Here is a 17,495-nt window from a genome sequence, read left to right on the forward strand (position 1 = left end):
GGTCAGGCCGAAATGGCGCGCCCTTCAAAGGCGGCGGCCATCAACTGGCGGGTATAGGGGTCTTGCGGGGCGTCGAAGATCGCATCCGCGTCGCCCGCTTCGACCACGTCGCCCTGTTTCATAACCATGACCTTGTGCGACAGCGCGCGTACGACCTTCAGGTCGTGGCTGATGAACAGATAGGCGAGCCGGTTCTTCTGCTGCAATTCGCGCAGCAAATGCACGATCTGCACCTGCACCGTCATGTCCAGCGCGGATGTCGGTTCGTCCAGCACCAGCAAACGCGGCCGCAGGATCATCGCGCGCGCGATCGCGATCCGCTGGCGTTGTCCGCCCGAGAATTCATGCGGGTAGCGGTCCATCATCGCGGGGTCGAGCCCGACCTCGGCCATGATTTCCGCCACCATGTCGCGCCGGTTGCGCCCCGGATCGACACCGTGGATGCCCAGACCTTCGGCGATGATCTGTTCCACCGTCATGCGCGGGCTGAGTGATCCGTAAGGGTCCTGAAAGACGATCTGCATGTCGCTGCGCAGCGGCCGCATCTGCCGCTGGGTCAGTTTGTGAATGTCCTGCCCGACAAAGCTGATCCGCCCTTCGGACCGGATCAGCCGCATCACGGCAAGTGCGAGCGTCGTCTTGCCTGACCCGCTTTCGCCTACGATGCCCAGCGTTTCGCCTTCGCGCAGGGTCAGCGTGGCGCTGTTGACGGCCTTGATATAGCCGACAGTGCGTTTCAGCAGCCCCGCCTGAATTGGAAACCAGATGCGGGTTGCATCGGTTTCAAGCACGGTGACTGCGTCTGCGGGCACGGGTACCGGCACGCCGGTGGATTCTGCCGCCAGCAGGGTTTGCGTATAGGGATGCTGCGGATTCGCAAAAAGGTCGGCTGTTGGCCCTTCCTCCACTATCTCGCCGTTTTTCATCACGCAGACGCGGTCTGCGATCTTGCGCACGATCGTCAGGTCATGGGTGATGAACAGCATCGACATGCCGTCGCGCTGTTTGAGATCGGCCAGCAGATCGAGGATCTGCGCCTGAATGGTCACGTCAAGCGCGGTCGTCGGTTCATCCGCGATCAGCAGGTCCGGTCCGTTCGCCAGCGCCATCGCGATCATGACACGCTGTCGCTGCCCGCCCGAGAGCTGGTGCGGATAGGCACCAAGCCGGCTTTCGGGGTCGCGGATGCCGACGCGGTTCAGCAATTCGATGATCCGCACACGCACCGCCGGGCCGCGCAGCCCTTGATGCAGTTCGATGCTTTCGGCCAATTGCTTTTCCAGCGTATGCAGCGGGTTCAGCGACGTCATCGGTTCCTGAAAGATGAAACTGATGTCGTTGCCGCGCACCTTGCGCAGCGCAGCCTCGGTGGCGCCGACCATCTCGACGCCGTTATAGGTGATCGACCCCGCCATCACCGCACTGTCGCCCAGCAGCTGGACGGTGGACAAGGCTGTGACCGATTTGCCCGACCCGCTTTCGCCGACGATGGCCAAAGTCTCGCCGCGGGCGATCTGGAACGACACGCCGCGCACCGCGTGGGTGGTGGCCCCATCCTGCCGGAAGGCAACCCGCAGGTCGCGCACATCAAGAAGAGGCCTGGTCATTTCGCGGTGGCCTTTTGCGCGACGCCGAGGTCTTGCGCGGTTACCACGGGCACCGACCCGTCGGCGATGAAGGTCTTGCGTGGATCGAATGCATCACGCACCCCTTCGAAGATGAACACGAGCAGCGACAGCATGATCGCGAAGGTAAAGAAAGCCGTGAAGCCAAGCCAGGGCGCTTGCAGGTTCTGTTTGGCCTGCAATGTCAGCTCGCCCAGCGACGGGGCCGAGGACGGCAAGCCAAAGCCCAGGAAATCCAGCGAAGCCAGCGTGCCGATGGCGCCTGTCACAAGGAACGGCAACATGGTCACCGTCGCGACCATCGCGTTGGGCAGCATGTGGCGGAACATGATCGTGCGGTCGGGCACGCCCAGCGCCTTGGCGGCGCGGACATATTCGAGGTTACGCGCGCGCAGGAATTCCGCGCGCACCACGCCCACCAGCGCCGGCCAGCCAAAGAGCACCGTCAGGAAGACGAGCAGCCAGAAACTTCGCCCCAGAATGGCAAAGACAATCATGATCACGTAAAGCGACGGCGTGCCTGTCCAGATTTCGATGAATCGCTGGAACGCAAGATCGGTCCAACCGCCAAAATAGCCCTGCACCGCCCCCGCCGTGATCCCGATGATCGACGCCGAGATCGTGACGATCAGCGCGAAAACGATGGAAAGACGAAAGCCGTAGATGACCCGCGCCGTGACATCGCGTTTGGTGTCGTCGGTGCCCAGCCAGTTCAGCGCAGATGGCGGTGCGGGCGCGACACCCGGCACATCGACGATAGTGTCATAGGAATAGGGAATGATCGGCCAGATCATCCAGCCACGCTGGAACCCTTGGCCCAAATCCTCGCCCGCGTCCACGGCGGCGACCAGCCCTTCGGGACCATCGAAGCAGGATTCCATGCCGCCGGTCATGATCAGGCATTGCACTTCGACATCCTGATAGCGTGCCTCGGTCGGGAAATCGCCACCAAAGTCCCGTTCGGAATAGAAGGTCGCAATCGGCATCCGCCATTCGCCCTGATAGCTGACCAGAATCGGTTTGTCGTTGGCGATGACTTCGGCCATCAGCGACAGGCCAAAGAGGACACCGAAGATCATCAGCGACCAGACCGCACGGCGGTTACGTTTGAAATTGCGCCAGCGGCGCTGGTTCAGCGGGGACAGGCGCATCATGTGTTGCGCGCCTCGAAATCGATGCGGGGGTCGATGAAGACATAGGTGATGTCGGTCAGGATACCCACAACAAGACCAATCAGGGTAAACGCGAACAATGTCCCGAACACGACAGGGTAGTCGCGTGCCACGACAGCCTCGAACCCCAGTCGCCCCAGACCGTCGAGCGAGAACAGTGTTTCGATGATCAGCGATCCGCCGAAGAAGACGCCGATGAACAGCGCCGGAAAGCCCGAGATCACGATCAGCATCGCGTTGCGGAACACATGGCCGTAAAGCACGCGGGATTCCGACAATCCCTTGGCCTTGGCGGTGATGACATATTGCTTCTTGATCTCGTCGAGAAAGCTGTTCTTGGTCAACAGCGTCAACGTGGCAAAGGCCGAAATGGTGGATGCCAGCACCGGCAGCGTGATGTGCCAGAGGTAATCGAGCACCTTGCCGATCAGGCTCAGATCCTCGAAATTCGCAGATGTCAGGCCGCGCAGCGGGAAGATGCGGAAGTACGACCCCCCTGCAAACAGCACGATCAGCAGGATCGCGAACAAAAAGCCGGGGATTGCATAACCCACGATGATGGCGCCACTGGTCCATGTGTCGAAAGGCGTACCATCGCGCACGGCTTTCTTGATGCCCAAGGGGATCGAGATCAGATAAGCGATCAGCGTGGACCACAGGCCCAGTGTGATCGACACCGGCATCTTTTCCAGCACCAGATCGACAACGCTGATCGACCGGAAATAGCTGTCGCCGAAATCGAACCGGATGTAGTTCCACATCATGTTGAGGAACCGTTCCAACGGCGGCTTGTCGAAACCGAATTCGCGTTCAAGTTGTGCGATGAATTCAGGCGGCAGGCCCCGCGCACCGACATAATCGCTGCCGCTGTCATTGCCGAAATCAGCGTCGCCACCCCCGCCGGAAAAGGATTCGAACACATCGCCGCGCCCTTCCAGATTGGCGAGGATCTGTTCGATCGGGCCGCCCGGCACGAATTGCACCAGCGCAAAGTTAATAATCATGATCCCGAGCAATGTCGGAATGACCAGCAACAGCCGTCGAAGGATATAGGCGCCCATGAACCTGCCTTACCGCAAAGCGCCGGCGGCGATCAAGGCATCGGCCTTGTCCTGATTGAACCACCAGTAATCCAGATACCCAAGGCCGAATTCCGGCAGGTTTTCGGGATATTCGTACATGTCGAAATAGGCGACCCAATTCGCGCCAAGGTACCACGTCGGCACCATGTAATATTCATGCCGCATGACGCGATCGATAGCACGGACCCCTGCCGCCATTTCATCGTAATCGTCAGCCCCCGTCACAAACTGCGCCAATACGTCCACGGCGGGAGAACAGAAACCCGCCGGGTTGAACACGTCGTCACGGTCTTCGCAGCCGTATTTCTGTTCGATCCCGGTGCCCTCCTGCAATCCGCTGCTATAGGCGCCAAAGATCATGTCGAAATCGTTGGACTGCGTGCGCGCCTGATACTGGGGCGGGTCCACGCGGGAATAGGTGGCGTTCACGCCAAGGCGTTGCAGGTTTTCGATATAGGGCGTGATGATCCGGTCGAAGGCCTGCCGCGTTTCCAGAAACTCCACATCAAGCGTCCGGCCATTGGCATCGCGCAGAAGCCCGTCGCTGCCCGGCGTAAAGCCCGCCTGTTCCATCAGGTCGAGTGCGCGGCGCAGATTGTCGCGGTCCAGCGGACGGTCGCCGCTGGTATGCGGCAGCAAGGCCTCTTCGGTGAAAATCGCCTCTGGCACCATCCCGCGCACAGTATCGAGCATTTCAGCCTCACGCCCTTCGGGCAAACCCGCCGCGCGCAGCCGGTCGTTTTCCCAGAAACTGGTGCGTTGCTGGAACAGCCCGTATTGCAGGTTGTCATTGGTCCATGTGAAATTATACATCAGCCCCAGCGCCAGCCGGACATTGCGGTCCTGAAACTTTTCGCGGCGCAGGTTGAACACGAACCCGGACGCGGCGGGCAAGGTGCCATCAGCCAGCGTTTCGCGCACGACCCAACCTTCGCGGATCGCGGGAAAATCATAAGACGTCGCCCAGTTGATTGACGAATTTTCGCGCCGGAACGTGAATTCACCCGCCTTGAACGCCTCGAACGCGGCGGAACTGTCGGCGAAATACTCGATACGGATCGCGTCGAAATTGCTGCGGCCGATGTTGATCGGGTGGGTCAGCCCCCAGTAATCAGGGTTGCGGCGATAGATGATCTGACGGCCCGGATCGACATTGCCGACCATATAGGGGCCCGTGCCGGGGGCTGTTTCCAGCCGGCTTTCATCCAGCCGCGCGCCGGTTTGCTCGAACCAGGCTTTCGGCATGACGATGGCGTTTGCCATCTGGCTGACACGGCCACGGCGGGGCGATTCCGGGTTGAAGGTGAATTTGACGGTGTGATCGTCAAGCGCCTCGGCACCCGTGACAAGTTGGGTGATGCCCGCGCGGAACGACGGTGTGCCCTGTTCGGCAAACAGCTGGTGGGTGAAAACCACATCCTCGGCGGTCATCGGCGTGCCATCCGAAAAGGTCACATCGTCGCGCAGGTTGAAGATGACCCACGCCTGATCGGCGGGATATTCCAGCGTCGTGCACAGCAGGCAGTAATAGGACCCGACCTCGTCATCCGTGGTCTCCATCATCCGCTCGTACATCACCGAGGACAGCGCCCCCGGCGAGCCGGACAGCGTGGCAAAGGGGTTCATGCTGTCGAAAGACCCATCAGCGGAAATACTGATCTCGCCGCCTTTGGGCGCGTCGGGGTTCACATAGTCCAGATGCGGGAAATCGGGGCCGTATTTCAGATCGCCATATTCGTTGAACCCGTGCGAGACGATGACGTCGGGTTCCGTCTGCGCGCGCGCGTCATGCGCGGCCAGCATCGCCATCGCTACGATCGATCCCACGGCCCATAGTCGCATGCGGTGCGTCGCGTTGTCGTGTTGCTGTGCTATGGCGCGGACCTTGGGGCGGTGGGACATCGTGAACTCCGGTTGCGACAAAATCTTTAAGTGAAATAAGGCTACGGCGCGCGAGGGCAAACATTCAAGTTGAGAATGCGTGATCACGCGGTGTTCATGTGCAATCGCCAATAAAAAGGCCGCCTTGGGACAAGGCGGCCAATTGTTGCAGTCTTCGGTCCGATCAGCCGTCGATAGAGTCGAGATAGGCGATCAGGTTGGCGCGGTCGGTGATCGAGCGCATGCCATTATACCCCATAGATGTGCCGGGGGCGTAGCCGCGGGGGTTTTCCAGAAAGCCGTTCAGCGCCTCGGGAGTCCAGACATCCGCCGCCTCGATCAATGCCCCGGAATAGGCAAAGTCGTCATAGAACTGCACCGGACGTCCCACGACACCGTACAACGCAGGCCCCGTGCCGTGTACGCCGGGTTCCAGCACGTGGCAGGCGCGGCAGTTGCGCCACAGCGTTTCACCATCCGCGGCACTGGCGGATGCCATCACCACGGCAAAGTCGACTTCTTCGACGACGTCATCCTCGGCGACATCCGCGCCTTCGACTTCGATGATATAGGCCTGTTCGGAATGACCGTGCCCACCACCAAAATAGATCGAGGACGCAAGCCATGCCCCGAGCAGATAAACAAGGAAAGTCGCGCAAAGCGCGCCCATGGCTTTGGTGATTGTCATTGTGTCGAACATGTCGCGGTCCATCCAGAGTTCAAAGTTGGCGCACACCTATCCGCTTCCCCCCCGCGGTTGCAAGGTATAGTGGCGCGACGAAATGCCCATTTTTCGTCGTTGCCGTCAGGAGAACACAGTCATGTCGCGCAAAATCGCTTTCCAGGGGGAACTGGGTGCCTACGGCCACGAAGCCTGCGCCACCGCCCGCCCCGATCACGGCCCCCTGCCCTGCGCCACGTTCGAGGATGCGATCGAGGCCGTACGGAACGGCGATGCCGATCTGGGGATGATCGCTGTCGAAAACTCGACCTATGGCCGCGTGGCGGATGTGCATTCGCTGTTGCCCGAAAGCGGGCTGCATATCGTCGATGAAACCTTCGTGCGGGTGCATATCAACCTGCTGGCAAGGACCGAGGCAAAGCTTTCCGATATCAAGATCGCGGTGGGTCATCCGGTGATCCTGCCGCAATGCGCGGGCTTTCTGCGCCAGAACGGGATCATGGGCCGCACCAGCACCGATAACGCCCGCGCCGCGCGCGAAGTGGCGCAGGGGTCGGATGTGACCACCGCCGCACTCGCGTCCGAACTTGCGGCGAAAATCTATGGCTTGCAGGTGCTTGCCCGGCATATCGAGGACCACGACCGCAACACCACGCGGTTCCTGATCATGGCGCGCGATCCCGATCATTCGCGGCGCGGCGACTATGGCATGGTGACCAGTTTCGTGTTCCGTGTACGCAACATTCCGGCCGCGCTGTACAAGGCGATGGGCGGTTTCGCGACCAATGGCGTCAACATGACCAAGCTGGAAAGCTACATGGTCGGCGGCCAGTTCACCGCCACCCAATTCTATGCCGAGATCGAAGGCCACCCCGAAGACCGCAACGTGCAGCTTGCGCTGGAAGAATTGCGCTATTTCACCGATCATCTGCTGGTGATGGGCACCTATCCCGCCGCTGCACGGCGACACGAAACGGCAAACGACTAGCGGCTTTTGCGGTAATCCTCAGCGATGCGGTGTGCGTAATCCTGCACACGGGCGCTGATCCGCGCGGTCAGCCGCGCCTTGGCGAGCTTCAGTGATTGGACCAGCAACCGTGCTGTCATCGTGCGGGCCACAAGGTCGACCGCCACCGTCACCCGCGTATGACTGCGCGACAGCGCGACCAGATCGACATGGGTGATCACAATCAGCCCGTCCGACTGGGTGGTGACCACATAGCTGTCCGGTGCGGTCATCGCTGTCAGCGCAGCGGCAAAGCGGCGGTCCCTCCCGCGCACAGCCACGGTGATATCCCACGCAGAGCCCACCTGAACCTGCCCGGCATCCTGGCGCAGGACACTGACGCCCTCTCGCAAGGCGCGCCGTTCGAAGGTCGCGAAATCGCTGACACCGGCGAACACGTGGTCGATCGGGGCGTCGATATCGGTGTGGGTGCTAATGCGCATCCGGCTGTTCCTCGTAGTGGCGGTCAGCCAGCCAGTTCTCGATCAGGAAATGCGCGATGGCGCCTTTGCGGGCGGGCTTGACCGTCGGATGCAAGTCGGCGAAGGACAGCGCCATATCCTCGCGGCTGACCCAAAGCGCATCCTCGATTTCGGTCCGGTCGATGGCCAGATCGGTGCCCAGCGCATCGCCTGCACAGCCGAACATCAGCGATGCCGGAAACGGCCAGGGCTGGCTGGCCAGATAGCGGACGGCGCCCACGCGGATGCCCGCCTCTTCCAGCACTTCACGGCGCACGGCGGCTTCGATCGTCTCGCCGGGTTCGACGAAACCGGCCAGCAGGGAATACAGCCCCTCGGGCCAGCCCGGTGACCGGCCCACCAGCACGGCATTGCCATGCGTGATCAACATGATGACGACAGGGTCGGTGCGCGGGAAATGATGCGCGCCGCAGGCGGGGCAGTTGCGCTGCCAGCCCGACATCGCAACGACGCTTTGCGCGCCGCAGCGCGCGCAGAACCCATGCGTCTGGTGCCAGCCCAGGACGGCCTTGGCGGTCGCGGCCAGTTCTGCATCGCGCGGGGTCAGCCGGGTCATGATCGCGCGCAATTCAGCAAAGCTCGCGCCCGCAGGCATGGCGGGATGCTTTTGCTCGGAGGGATCAAGAAACGTGTCCAGATGCGTGATATCAAGATCCGGCGGCGTCCAGCGCGACAGATCAGCGGCAAAGATTGGTCCCGCATCGTCGCGGCCCAGCAGGATCAGGTCGGACGCACTGTCAGCCATCACCGGATGGTCCAGCGCTACCTGCACCAGCGCATCCTCCATCACCAAGGGCTTGCCGCGCCACGACAGAATCGCGCGCGCGCCCGGCAAAGCCGTCACCGCCGCATTGCCACGCAATTCCGCTGCCCGGTCCAGCGCCGAGCCACCAAAAGTCACTGTCTCACTCAACATCATCCGGTCGAAATGACACGGCCTTGGGTGAAGTTCAAACTTTTCCGACCTTGCGCTGTGGCCAGTCCGAATTTTCCCGCTATTGTTGTCCCATGGTCGGAGGTTCAACACGTTCAAGATGTGCGCTGGAGGCTTGCCACGGCAGCCTGCGCATTCTGGAGACCACCGACCTGCACATGCAGATCCTGCCTTACGATTATTTCGCTGACCGGCCCGACCCGTCGGCGGGACTTGTCCAGCTTGCCGATCAGATCGCAGACTTGCGGGCGGACCCGTCAGCATTGACGCTGCTTTTCGACAATGGCGATTTTCTGCAAGGCAATCCGCTGGCCGATACGGTAGCGCAGGCAAGCCTGCCGGATACGATACATCCGATGATCGCCGCCTTTTCGGCGTTGCATTATGACGCGGTGGCGCTGGGAAATCACGAATTCAACTATGGGCTGCCCTTTCTACGCCACGCCATGAAAGACGCCCCTTTTCCGGTCCTTTGCGCCAATATCGACTGGCGCGCCCAACCGGCCATTGCCCAGCCTTTCGCCGTGCTCGACCGTGTCATCCGCTGCGACAACGGCTGCGATCATGCGGTCAGGATCGGCGTGGTCGGTTTCGTGCCGCCGCAGATCACGCAATGGGACAAGGTCACCTTGGCAGGCACGATCGCTGCGCGCGATATCGTCGAGACCGCCCGCGCAATCATGCCCCGGATCAAGGCCGCGGGTGCTGATATCGTCATCGCCCTGTGCCATGCGGGCATCGGAGACGCAGACCACGCGCAGGGCATGGAAAACGCCGCTGCTCCACTTGCGGCAGTGCCGGGGATCGACGTGATCCTGACCGGCCACACGCATGACATCTTTCCCGACCCCGCGCGCCTGCCCACCCCAAGCATCGACCCGGTCGCCGGGCGGCTGCATGGCAAACCCGCGGTCGGGGCGGGGTTTCACGGCAATGCGCTGGGGATGATCCTGCTTTCTCTGCGGCATGATGCAGAGGGCTGGCATATCGCGGGCCACGAAAGCCGGGTCATCCCGGCCCGTCAGACACCTGCGAACAGCAAGGTGGGCGCACGGATCAGCGCGGCCGTGCAGCCTGCCCATGACGCCACCTTGCGGCGGATCAGACAGCCGGTCGCCAGCACGTTGGTCCCGATCCACAGCTATTTCGCCTGCGTCAGCCCGGACCTGCCGGGCCAGCTTCTCGGAGCGGCATTGATCGACCATGCGGCATCCCGGCTGCCGGATCACAATCTGCCGATCTTGGCTGTCGTGTCACCTTTCCGCGCCGGCGGCTTGGGCGGCCCTGGGCATTATGTCGCCATACCCCCCGGTCCGGTCACGTTGCGCGATGTCTGCGCGATCTATCCCTACGCCGATACGCCGGTCATCGCCCAACGGACCGGGGCACAGCTGCGTGACTGGCTGGAACAGGCGGTTTCGGGCTATCACCAGATGACACCGGGCGTAGCGCGCCAGCCGCTGCTGAACCCTGCATTCGCCGCCTATCTCTTTGATGCGTTCTGCGGACTGACCTATGTGATCGATCTGACCCAACCGCCGCGACATGACGCGGCGGGTCGGATCATCTCGGCCGGGGCCTGCCGGATCACGGATCTGCGGTACAATGGCAAAGCGGTGCGGCCCGACGACCGTTTCGCGGTCATCGCCAACAGCTACCGCGCCTTTGGCGGCGGTGGATTTCCCCCGCTCGCGATGCATGATGTGCTGTCACTGCCGCAAGAGCCGATCCGCGATATTCTGGCCGCGCGCCTGCAGGCCCGGCAAATCATCGACGAAACCGTGCAGGATAACTGGCGTTTCGCGCCAATCGCGGGGACGAGTGCCTGTTTCAGCTCTGCCCCGCAGGGCAAACACCATCTGACAGACCGGATCAGCCATGCAGCTTCGGGGATGGGCGGGTTCGACACCTATCTTTTGACGTTCTGAGACCTTGCGCTCGGCCCGCTCCTGTCTTAGGTAGCGATTGAGGGGTTGGCGCGGGCGAGTGCCTCGCCAACCTGGTCAGGTCCGGAAGGAAGCAGCCATAACGAGCCCCACTTGGGTCGTTGTCCAACCTCTCACCTTATCTTCCCGAATGGCCGAACGATACGTAGGACTGGCAATTTTTGATCTGTTCCGGGTCAATGCCGCCCAAGAAAATGCGTTTTCAGTCACTCTGATCAGAGCAAAAGACACGAAACGTCGGTCACGGTTGTCGCGCGCTGTCATCCTCGTCTGAGGACCGCGCTTTCAAACTCTGCCTCTTGTGTGGCCCCCCATGCCTTTACAGAGAAACGTTTGACCATGCGACGCAGCGCGCCCATACGTTCGTGTCGTTCCTCGGCGGGCATGTCCAGTGCCTGAAGGATCGCCTGGTCCATCGATCGGCTCGAAAAGGGGTTGGTGATGATGGCTGAGCTCAGCTCGACCGCGGCACCCGCGAATTCCGACAACACCAGCACCCCGTCATTGTCGGTCCGCGCCGCGACATATTCCTTGCAGACAAGGTTCATGCCATCCGCCAGCGGCGTGATCCAGGCGACATCCGCCGCGAGGTAATACTTGATCAGGTCATCAAACGGGATTGCCCGCGAAATCAAGGCGATGGGCTGCCATTCGAGCGTGCCGAAACGGCCGTTGATCCTGCCTGCCGCCTCTTCGATCCCGGATTGAATGGCCTGATAGCTCGTCATGTTGCGGTTGGCGCTGACCGACACATGCATCAGCCGGACCTTGCCGATCAGCCGTGGGTTTGCTTCCAGTACCCGCTCGAGGCTTTCGAGCTGCTCCATGCCACCTTTGGTGTAATCCGTGCGCCCGACCGAGACGATCAGCTTGCCATCGCCCATGCTGTCCTTGATGGCTTGCGCGTCTTGCTTGACCTCGGGGTCATTGGCGCGTTCTTCGATGAAATCGACCGCAACGCCCACAGCCGAAGAACTGATCGAAATGGTCCGGTCCTGATACGAGATCAGCTTTGGTGCGCTGCGTTCGCTGAGCGCTGTGCCTTCGAAAATCAGGTCAGGATCGACAGGTTGGCGTTCCACGACGCTGACGTCCAGCAGACTGCGCGCCACCGACAAAAAATTCGCCGCATAGCGGGGAATGTGAAATCCGATCACGTCGCAGGCCAGAAGGCTTTCCACGATTTCCTTGCGCCACGGCAGGACGTTGAACATATCGGCCGAAGGAAACGGCGTGTGGTGGAAGAAAGAAATCACAACGTCCGGACGCAGCTGGCGCAAATAGCCGGGGACCAGCCACAGATTGTAGTCGTGGACCCAGACCCGCGCGCCCTTGCTCGCCTCGCGGGCGGCAGCCTCTGCGAAGGCCCAGTTCACCTCTCGGAAAGTCGGCCAATCGACGGGGTCGTAATTGTAGCGATCCTTGAAGCTGTGCAGGATCGGCCAGAACGCTTCTTTCGAGGAAACATGGTAGAAGCTGCTGACCTGTTGTTTGGTCAGCGGTAAGCGCGACACGGTATAGCTGCCATAAGCGTCGTCAATCTCGACGATCCGTTCGAAATCCGGATTGGCGGGGTCGTCTGCCAGTTTCCAGGCAACCCATGCCCCATGGTCGGCATTGCCGAAAAAGCTTTTGAGGGTTGGGACAATGCCGTTGGGGCTCGCATTTTCACGGAAGGTGGTTTTCCCGTCTTCGATGACCTCTTCATAAGGTTGCCGATGATAGACGATGACAAAATCTGACGCCATTTCTAGGTCTCCGTCCTGCTCGGTTCTGCGATGGGATGCAGGTCGAACACCCTGATCGCCTCCATGATGCCGGCGGCGCCGATGGCGGTTGCGCGGTGGATGCGCCCGTCGTCGGGTAACGCGCGCAGCAGCGCGTCTTCCGCGCCACCGACCGCGACAGCAGGGGTGCCTGCCACCAGCATCGACAAATCGTTCAACGTGTCGCCCGCGGCCAGCACCCGCGATCTTTCAACACCAAGATGGTCGATCAATCGCAACAAGGATGGCCCCTTGCTGATCCCGCGCGGCAAGACGTCGAAAAAGCGATTGTCAGAAATCAATGCGTCCGCCCCTAGGTGTTTCACAACGTCAACCGCCGACGGATCAAAAAGATCCGGGTCCATGTCATAGCTGACCCTGTAGCGGAAAGATGTGTCTTGCACCGTCAAACCCGGATGCCCGGCCAGCCGCTGGCGCACTGTTGCGCCGCGATCGCCCCAGACCGCCGCGATATCGGACTCTAGCGCAGGCAAAGGCGTTATGCCGCGCACCCGGTCCACATGCGCAATCGTCGTCCCGACATCGCCGACCACGTAATCCGGCCATGGCACCCGCCCCGACGCGCAAAGACTTGCGATGAATTCCGGGTCGCGCCCCGTTACAAAGACCAGGCCGACAGTGTCACGGCGCTTTTGCACCCAATCATACAGGTGATCTCGGTCGTCATCGCTGCCACCCAGAAACGTGCCGTCAAGATCCGTCGCCAGAACCATGCGGTGCCCGGCCAGATGCGTCATCGTATTGTTCATATCAGCTTATGTCCGTGTTGATCGCGGCGCTGATCTGCACCGGATTAGCCAGCGAAATATCCAGCGCCCGCGGTTCGCCCTCGATCGGCCGGGTCCAAAGCGCCTGAAAGGCCTCGCGCAGGTCGGCCTTGTCGGTCAGGATGCTGTGGACGGTTTCGCAAATGGGCATCGACACGCCGACCCGGCGGGCCAGATCGACGACAGAGGTCGCGTTTGCGTCGCCTTCGACCACCACGCTGCGGCCGCCAAAGCAATCGGCCCGCGCGATGCCTTGGCCAAGCTGCACACCCAGCGACATGTTCCGCGAGGTGGTGCTGGAGCAGGTCAACATCAGATCACCCGCACCGGACAGGCCGGTCACGGTTTCACGTTGGCCGCCCAGAGCGCTGGCGAGGGACTTCATTTCATCCATGCCGCGCGTGATCAGCGCCGCACGCGTGTTTTCTGCAAACCCGGCGCCGGTCATCATCCCGCAGGCGATCGCAATCACGTTCTTGACCGCACCACCGATCTCTACCCCGACCAGATCGTCAGAGATATAGGCACGGAATGACGCGGTGCTCAGCGAAAGCGCAAAGCGCGCAGCGGGGCTTTCATGCGGGGCCAGACGGTCCTGATGGCTGAACGTATAGGCGACTGTCGCGGCCGTCGGATGGCCAAGCGCGGTTTCCCGGGCGAATGTCGGCCCCGAAATTGCGCCAATGCGGGTGCCGGGCAGCTCTTGCGCGACCAGTTGGCTCATCAAGAGACCTGTATCAGGCTCGATCCCCTTGCTGCACACGGCAATCGGCAGCCCCATGGGGATAAACGGCGCGATCTGCGCGGCGACCGACCGCAGCGCCCGCGATGGCACCACCAGCATGACAGCGTCGACGTCCCTCAGCGCTTGGGCAAGGTCGGATGTCGCGCGCAGTTCAGCGGGAAGCGGCACATCCGGCAGATAGGCGGGGTTGCGATGATCTTCGTTGATCGCTTTCGCAACCTCTGGCTGGCGGGTGTAAAGGCACACATCCCGCTTGGCAGAGGCAGCAATGGCGGCCAATGCCGTGCCCCAAGCGCCGCCGCCGATGACAGCGATCCGGTGATAAGGGCGGCTTTGCAGCCCGATCCTGGGTGGTGGCGTGGTCATATTCATCGTTTGTTTGTCCGTTCTGTTGCCGCCCATCGCGCTGAAAAGCGCGGGCGCACCCGCGGTGGCAGCCCCACCCCGGTCAAATGATTTGTCTTTTGAACATGCATCTTACCTATGCGATCTGGGCGACAGTGCAACCTGAATAGTCTGAAAACGACATATTTGCCAGCGGAGCATCTTTCGATCGCCCGGAATTCAGGCAATATGAACGAAAGAATGGCAGCCCCGAATACACAAGCAGCCGACCCCGCAAGGGTGGTTCGCGCTGTCGGGTGATCTGACGATCCATGTTATTTTGCTGTTTTTTATACAATTTCTCAAAATCGCAGAGGGCGTAGCCCGTGTCGGCCAGGGCGCATTTTCGCTTTGTCACCCGTTCATTTTGCGTCACCCGCGCGATACCGCCTGATGTCGTTTTTTGACTTCTCTCGCGTCATGCGTCACTAGTCGGGTATTGCTGCGCTGCGGCGTCAATCAACAACAAGGAGAAATCACAATGTCAAAGGGCCCTGTCAGAACTGCTATCTTTCCGGTCGCAGGTCTGGGAACACGATTTCTGCCTGCCACCAAAGCGACCCCCAAGGAATTGTTGCCCGTGCTGGACACACCCCTGATCCAGTTTGCCATCGACGAGGCGCGCGATGCCGGTGTCGAGCGGATGGTGTTCGTCAGCCACCCGTCCAAATCGGCGATCGAACGCTATGTCATGGATGATGCAGAGCTTCGCGCCACCTTGCGCGACCGCGGCAAGGCGAAACTGGCGCGCGATCTGCACAAGGCTGCGATTGACGAAGACGACCACGAGGTGACATTCGTGATGCAGCATGACCCGCTTGGCCTTGGCCATGCCGTCTTGTGCGCGCGCGACGCCGTTCTGCCCGGCCCGGTCGCTGTCATACTGCCCGACGATCTGATCGTGGGACAGAAAGGCTGCCTGTCAGAGATGATCGCCGCCTATCAGGATATCGCGGCAGGCCATCTTGTGGCGACCATAAACGTGCCACGGCAAGAGGTGTCCAAATACGGCATTCTGTCGGTCGTTGGACAAACCGGACCATTCACCAAGGCAGATGGCATGGTCGAAAAACCGGACCCCAAGGATACGCCATCGACGACAGCCGTTGTCGGCCGCTATGTGCTGGACCCCTGCATCTTCGATGCACTCGCCCGTCAAACGCCCGGCGCGGGCGGCGAGGTGCAGTTGACCGATGCCATCGCCAAGGACATCCTGACAACCGGCCTTGCCGGTTTTCAGTTTTCCGGCCAGCGTTTCGACTGCGGAACCAAGCAGGGAATGCTGTCCGCAATGCTGCACCTTGCCCGGCATGACCCGGCGTTCGACGACGTGCTGGGCGTGTTCCTGAATCAGAACCCGACACCGAACGCGGCCTGATCAGGCTTCTATCCGACAAAGCGTCACATCACCCGCGACAAAATCGTATCGCGCCGCGTGACGGACGAGCGGTTGTCCCGGTCGCCCGTCTTGCGGCGCGGTGTTGGATCAGCGCAAATGATCCTGCGCCGCCGGGCTATTCGGCCGCGCCGAGCAGAGCGAGGATCTGATGCGCTGCCGCCTCGGACGATGCGGGGTTCTGGCCGGTGACCAGCTTGCCGTCAGTGACCGCGAAAGACCCCCAGTCGGCACCTTTCTGATACGTGCCGCCGTTCGCTTTCAACATGTCCTCGACCAGGAAAGGCACAATATCGGTGAGGCCGACACCTTCTTCTTCGGTGTTGGTGAACCCGGTCACGGTTTTGCCGGAAACCACAGGTTTGCCATCTGCGCCCTTGGGGTGTCTGAACACCGCAGGGGCATGGCAGACTGCGCCGATGGGCCGGTCGCTCGACGCGAACGTTTCGATCAGCTTGATGCTGTCGGCATCTTCGGCCAAGTCCCAAAGTGGACCGTGACCGCCGGGATAGAAGATCGCATCGAACCCATCGGCAGAGACGGTGGACAACACGGCGGTCTTGGCAAGATCGTCTTGTGCCGCCTTGTCAGTCTTGAACCGCTCTGTCGCCTCGGTCTGGGCGTCATCTGCGTCGCTGGCGGGGTCCAGCGGCGGTTGGCCACCCTTTGGCGACGCGATCGTGATCTCTGCGCCCGCGTCCTTGAACACGTAATAGGGGGCCGCGAATTCTTCGAGCCAGAAACCCGTGCTTTTGCCGGTGTCGCCCAGTTTGTCATGCGATGTCAGCACCATGAGAATTTTCATAAGAGTGAAGCCTTTCGGTTTGTTTGTTTGTTTGTCAGGCGGGCATACGGTCCTTGCCGTGGCCCGTTCTGGTTGGGTGAAAGCAATTCGGTGGCTTTCCATAGCCCGTTCATGTTGTCACGGTGATCCGCGTGCGCCGACCCGTGGCTGGGGGTAGATGCGGCAGGGACACCGTTAAGCGTCCCCGCCCCGAGATCATGCAGACTGCATATCCTGCGCCATGCCATCATATCGGCCGGTTGTGGCGGCTTCGGCAAGGACATGGGCGACATCCGCGCGTGCGGCGGTCGCGGATTTGTCCACCTTGTCGCCAAGGATCACATCAGCGCCGCGCCCGTCATCGGTCAACGCCACCGGACGCAGAATCGAGAATGTCAGTCCTGACGCCTTGAGATGTTCGTCCGCCGCGTGTTTGGCCCTGAGATAATGCGCCATTTCGCCTGTGGGGCCGGATTGGTCCGCCCCGACCGAGCTGAGCATCACGAACCGGTCGACACCTGCGTCACGGGCAAGATCGATCAGGCGCTTCGCCCCTTCGCGGTCGACCTTGTCGGTCATCTCTGGCCCGGTCGCGCCGCCGGAGCCCGCGGCAAAAATAACGGCCTGCATTCCATCGCAGACGCCGTCCTGCAGGTCGGTCAGATCACCCTGCCGGTGTTCCACGCCTTCGGGCAGCGCAGTCGTGTCAGAGCTTGCGCGCACCAGTGCTGTCGGGTTGTGGCCTTGGTCCACCAGTTCCTGAACAAGATGCAGGCCGGTTTTGCCGGTGGCACCGGCGACAAGAATATTCATGGTCATGTT

General features: G+C 61.3%; 15 protein-coding genes and 1 other RNA gene. 4 read left to right on the forward strand and 12 right to left on the reverse strand.

Features of this window, described 5'->3' with window-relative positions; all coding sequences use genetic code 11:
* Positions 1–2: 2 nt before the first annotated feature.
* From H147_RS0114200 to H147_RS0114220, 5 genes are all read right to left on the reverse strand, one after another.
* Positions 3–1,607: an ABC transporter ATP-binding protein gene (locus H147_RS0114200; protein ID WP_019956048.1), complete on the reverse strand. Its 1,605-nt coding sequence runs from the start codon at positions 1,605–1,607 to the stop codon at positions 3–5.
* On the reverse strand, positions 1,604–2,779 hold the full coding sequence (locus H147_RS0114205; RefSeq protein WP_019956049.1) for an ABC transporter permease: 1,176 nt from the start codon (positions 2,777–2,779) through the stop codon (positions 1,604–1,606). Before H147_RS0114205 ends, H147_RS0114200 begins: the two co-directional genes overlap by 4 nt.
* Positions 2,776–3,858, reverse strand: a complete 1,083-nt coding sequence (locus H147_RS0114210) for a microcin C ABC transporter permease YejB (RefSeq protein ID WP_019956050.1) — start codon at positions 3,856–3,858, stop codon at positions 2,776–2,778. The genes H147_RS0114205 and H147_RS0114210 overlap by 4 nt, the downstream gene beginning before the upstream one ends.
* A gap of 9 nt (positions 3,859–3,867) precedes the next feature.
* The gene (locus H147_RS0114215) at positions 3,868–5,688 is read right to left on the reverse strand and encodes an extracellular solute-binding protein (protein ID WP_019956051.1); all 1,821 of its coding nucleotides are present in this window, start codon (positions 5,686–5,688) and stop codon (positions 3,868–3,870) included.
* A 256-nt stretch (positions 5,689–5,944) separates the two neighbouring features.
* Entirely contained in the window at positions 5,945–6,472 is a 528-nt protein-coding gene (locus H147_RS0114220; protein ID WP_019956052.1) for a c-type cytochrome, read from the reverse strand.
* A gap of 109 nt (positions 6,473–6,581) precedes the next feature.
* Here H147_RS0114220 and H147_RS0114225 point away from each other — a divergent pair, with 109 nt between their 5' ends.
* Complete coding sequence (locus H147_RS0114225; RefSeq protein WP_019956053.1) at positions 6,582–7,430, forward strand: prephenate dehydratase; 849 nt, start codon at positions 6,582–6,584, stop codon at positions 7,428–7,430.
* On the opposite strand, the gene H147_RS0114230 is transcribed toward H147_RS0114225, so the two are convergent.
* Positions 7,427–7,891 (reverse strand): SRPBCC family protein, encoded by a 465-nt coding sequence (locus tag H147_RS0114230; RefSeq protein WP_019956054.1) that lies wholly within the window; start codon positions 7,889–7,891, stop codon positions 7,427–7,429. The two genes, H147_RS0114225 and H147_RS0114230, sit on opposite strands and share 4 nt — an antisense overlap.
* The gene (gene nudC, locus H147_RS0114235; RefSeq protein WP_019956055.1) at positions 7,881–8,849 is read right to left on the reverse strand and encodes an NAD(+) diphosphatase; all 969 of its coding nucleotides are present in this window, start codon (positions 8,847–8,849) and stop codon (positions 7,881–7,883) included. The genes H147_RS0114230 and nudC overlap by 11 nt, the downstream gene beginning before the upstream one ends.
* Positions 8,850–8,938: 89 nt before the next feature.
* On the opposite strand from nudC, the gene H147_RS0114240 reads away from it, so the two are divergent.
* Both H147_RS0114240 and ffs read left to right on the forward strand, forming a co-directional pair.
* Entirely contained in the window at positions 8,939–10,792 is a 1,854-nt protein-coding gene (locus H147_RS0114240) for a bifunctional 2',3'-cyclic-nucleotide 2'-phosphodiesterase/3'-nucleotidase (RefSeq protein WP_043700022.1), read from the forward strand.
* A gap of 38 nt (positions 10,793–10,830) precedes the next feature.
* Positions 10,831–10,929: signal recognition particle sRNA small type (gene ffs, locus H147_RS20565), an RNA gene on the forward strand.
* A gap of 141 nt (positions 10,930–11,070) precedes the next feature.
* On the opposite strand, the gene ggpS is transcribed toward ffs, so the two are convergent.
* Genes ggpS through H147_RS0114255 form a run of 3 tightly spaced genes read right to left on the reverse strand, consistent with a single transcriptional unit; the run spans position 11,071 to position 14,475 of the window.
* A complete protein-coding gene (gene ggpS, locus H147_RS0114245) occupies positions 11,071–12,558 on the reverse strand; it encodes a glucosylglycerol-phosphate synthase (protein ID WP_019956057.1) in 1,488 nt (495 codons plus the stop codon).
* 2 nt (positions 12,559–12,560) lie between these two features.
* The gene (locus H147_RS0114250; RefSeq protein WP_019956058.1) at positions 12,561–13,346 is read right to left on the reverse strand and encodes an HAD-IIB family hydrolase; all 786 of its coding nucleotides are present in this window, start codon (positions 13,344–13,346) and stop codon (positions 12,561–12,563) included.
* A gap of 1 nt (position 13,347) precedes the next feature.
* On the reverse strand, positions 13,348–14,475 hold the full coding sequence (locus H147_RS0114255; RefSeq protein ID WP_051108216.1) for an NAD(P)H-dependent glycerol-3-phosphate dehydrogenase: 1,128 nt from the start codon (positions 14,473–14,475) through the stop codon (positions 13,348–13,350).
* Positions 14,476–14,974: 499 nt separating this feature from the next.
* Here H147_RS0114255 and H147_RS0114260 point away from each other — a divergent pair, with 499 nt between their 5' ends.
* A complete protein-coding gene (locus H147_RS0114260) occupies positions 14,975–15,871 on the forward strand; it encodes a UTP--glucose-1-phosphate uridylyltransferase (RefSeq protein ID WP_110570989.1) in 897 nt (298 codons plus the stop codon).
* Between the two features lie 136 nt (positions 15,872–16,007).
* Here H147_RS0114260 and H147_RS0114265 read toward each other — a convergent pair whose 3' ends face one another.
* Positions 16,008–16,694: a type 1 glutamine amidotransferase domain-containing protein gene (locus tag H147_RS0114265; RefSeq protein WP_019956061.1), complete on the reverse strand. Its 687-nt coding sequence runs from the start codon at positions 16,692–16,694 to the stop codon at positions 16,008–16,010.
* Between the two features lie 195 nt (positions 16,695–16,889).
* Entirely contained in the window at positions 16,890–17,492 is a 603-nt protein-coding gene (locus H147_RS0114270) for an SDR family oxidoreductase (protein WP_019956062.1), read from the reverse strand.
* Between the last annotated feature and the right edge of the window lie 3 nt (positions 17,493–17,495).

Origin of the sequence: Yoonia vestfoldensis DSM 16212 (assembly GCF_000382265.1) — a bacterium.
Taxonomy (GTDB): domain Bacteria; phylum Pseudomonadota; class Alphaproteobacteria; order Rhodobacterales; family Rhodobacteraceae; genus Yoonia; species Yoonia vestfoldensis.

Coding starts and splice junctions, on each gene's coding strand:
- H147_RS0114240 (WP_043700022.1), top strand. CDS start 8,939: ATGGTCGGAGGTTCAACACGTTCAAGATGTGCGCTGGAGGCTTGCCAC.
- ggpS (WP_019956057.1), bottom strand. CDS start 12,558: ATGGCGTCAGATTTTGTCATCGTCTATCATCGGCAACCTTATGAAGAG.
- H147_RS0114230 (WP_019956054.1), bottom strand. CDS start 7,891: ATGCGCATTAGCACCCACACCGATATCGACGCCCCGATCGACCACGTG.
- H147_RS0114255 (WP_051108216.1), bottom strand. CDS start 14,475: ATGACCACGCCACCACCCAGGATCGGGCTGCAAAGCCGCCCTTATCAC.
- H147_RS0114265 (WP_019956061.1), bottom strand. CDS start 16,694: ATGAAAATTCTCATGGTGCTGACATCGCATGACAAACTGGGCGACACC.
- H147_RS0114220 (WP_019956052.1), bottom strand. CDS start 6,472: ATGGACCGCGACATGTTCGACACAATGACAATCACCAAAGCCATGGGC.
- H147_RS0114260 (WP_110570989.1), top strand. CDS start 14,975: ATGTCAAAGGGCCCTGTCAGAACTGCTATCTTTCCGGTCGCAGGTCTG.
- H147_RS0114205 (WP_019956049.1), bottom strand. CDS start 2,779: ATGATGCGCCTGTCCCCGCTGAACCAGCGCCGCTGGCGCAATTTCAAA.
- H147_RS0114250 (WP_019956058.1), bottom strand. CDS start 13,346: ATGAACAATACGATGACGCATCTGGCCGGGCACCGCATGGTTCTGGCG.
- H147_RS0114210 (WP_019956050.1), bottom strand. CDS start 3,858: ATGGGCGCCTATATCCTTCGACGGCTGTTGCTGGTCATTCCGACATTG.
- H147_RS0114225 (WP_019956053.1), top strand. CDS start 6,582: ATGTCGCGCAAAATCGCTTTCCAGGGGGAACTGGGTGCCTACGGCCAC.
- H147_RS0114270 (WP_019956062.1), bottom strand. CDS start 17,492: ATGACCATGAATATTCTTGTCGCCGGTGCCACCGGCAAAACCGGCCTG.
- nudC (WP_019956055.1), bottom strand. CDS start 8,849: ATGATGTTGAGTGAGACAGTGACTTTTGGTGGCTCGGCGCTGGACCGG.
- H147_RS0114200 (WP_019956048.1), bottom strand. CDS start 1,607: ATGACCAGGCCTCTTCTTGATGTGCGCGACCTGCGGGTTGCCTTCCGG.
- H147_RS0114215 (WP_019956051.1), bottom strand. CDS start 5,688: ATGGCGATGCTGGCCGCGCATGACGCGCGCGCGCAGACGGAACCCGAC.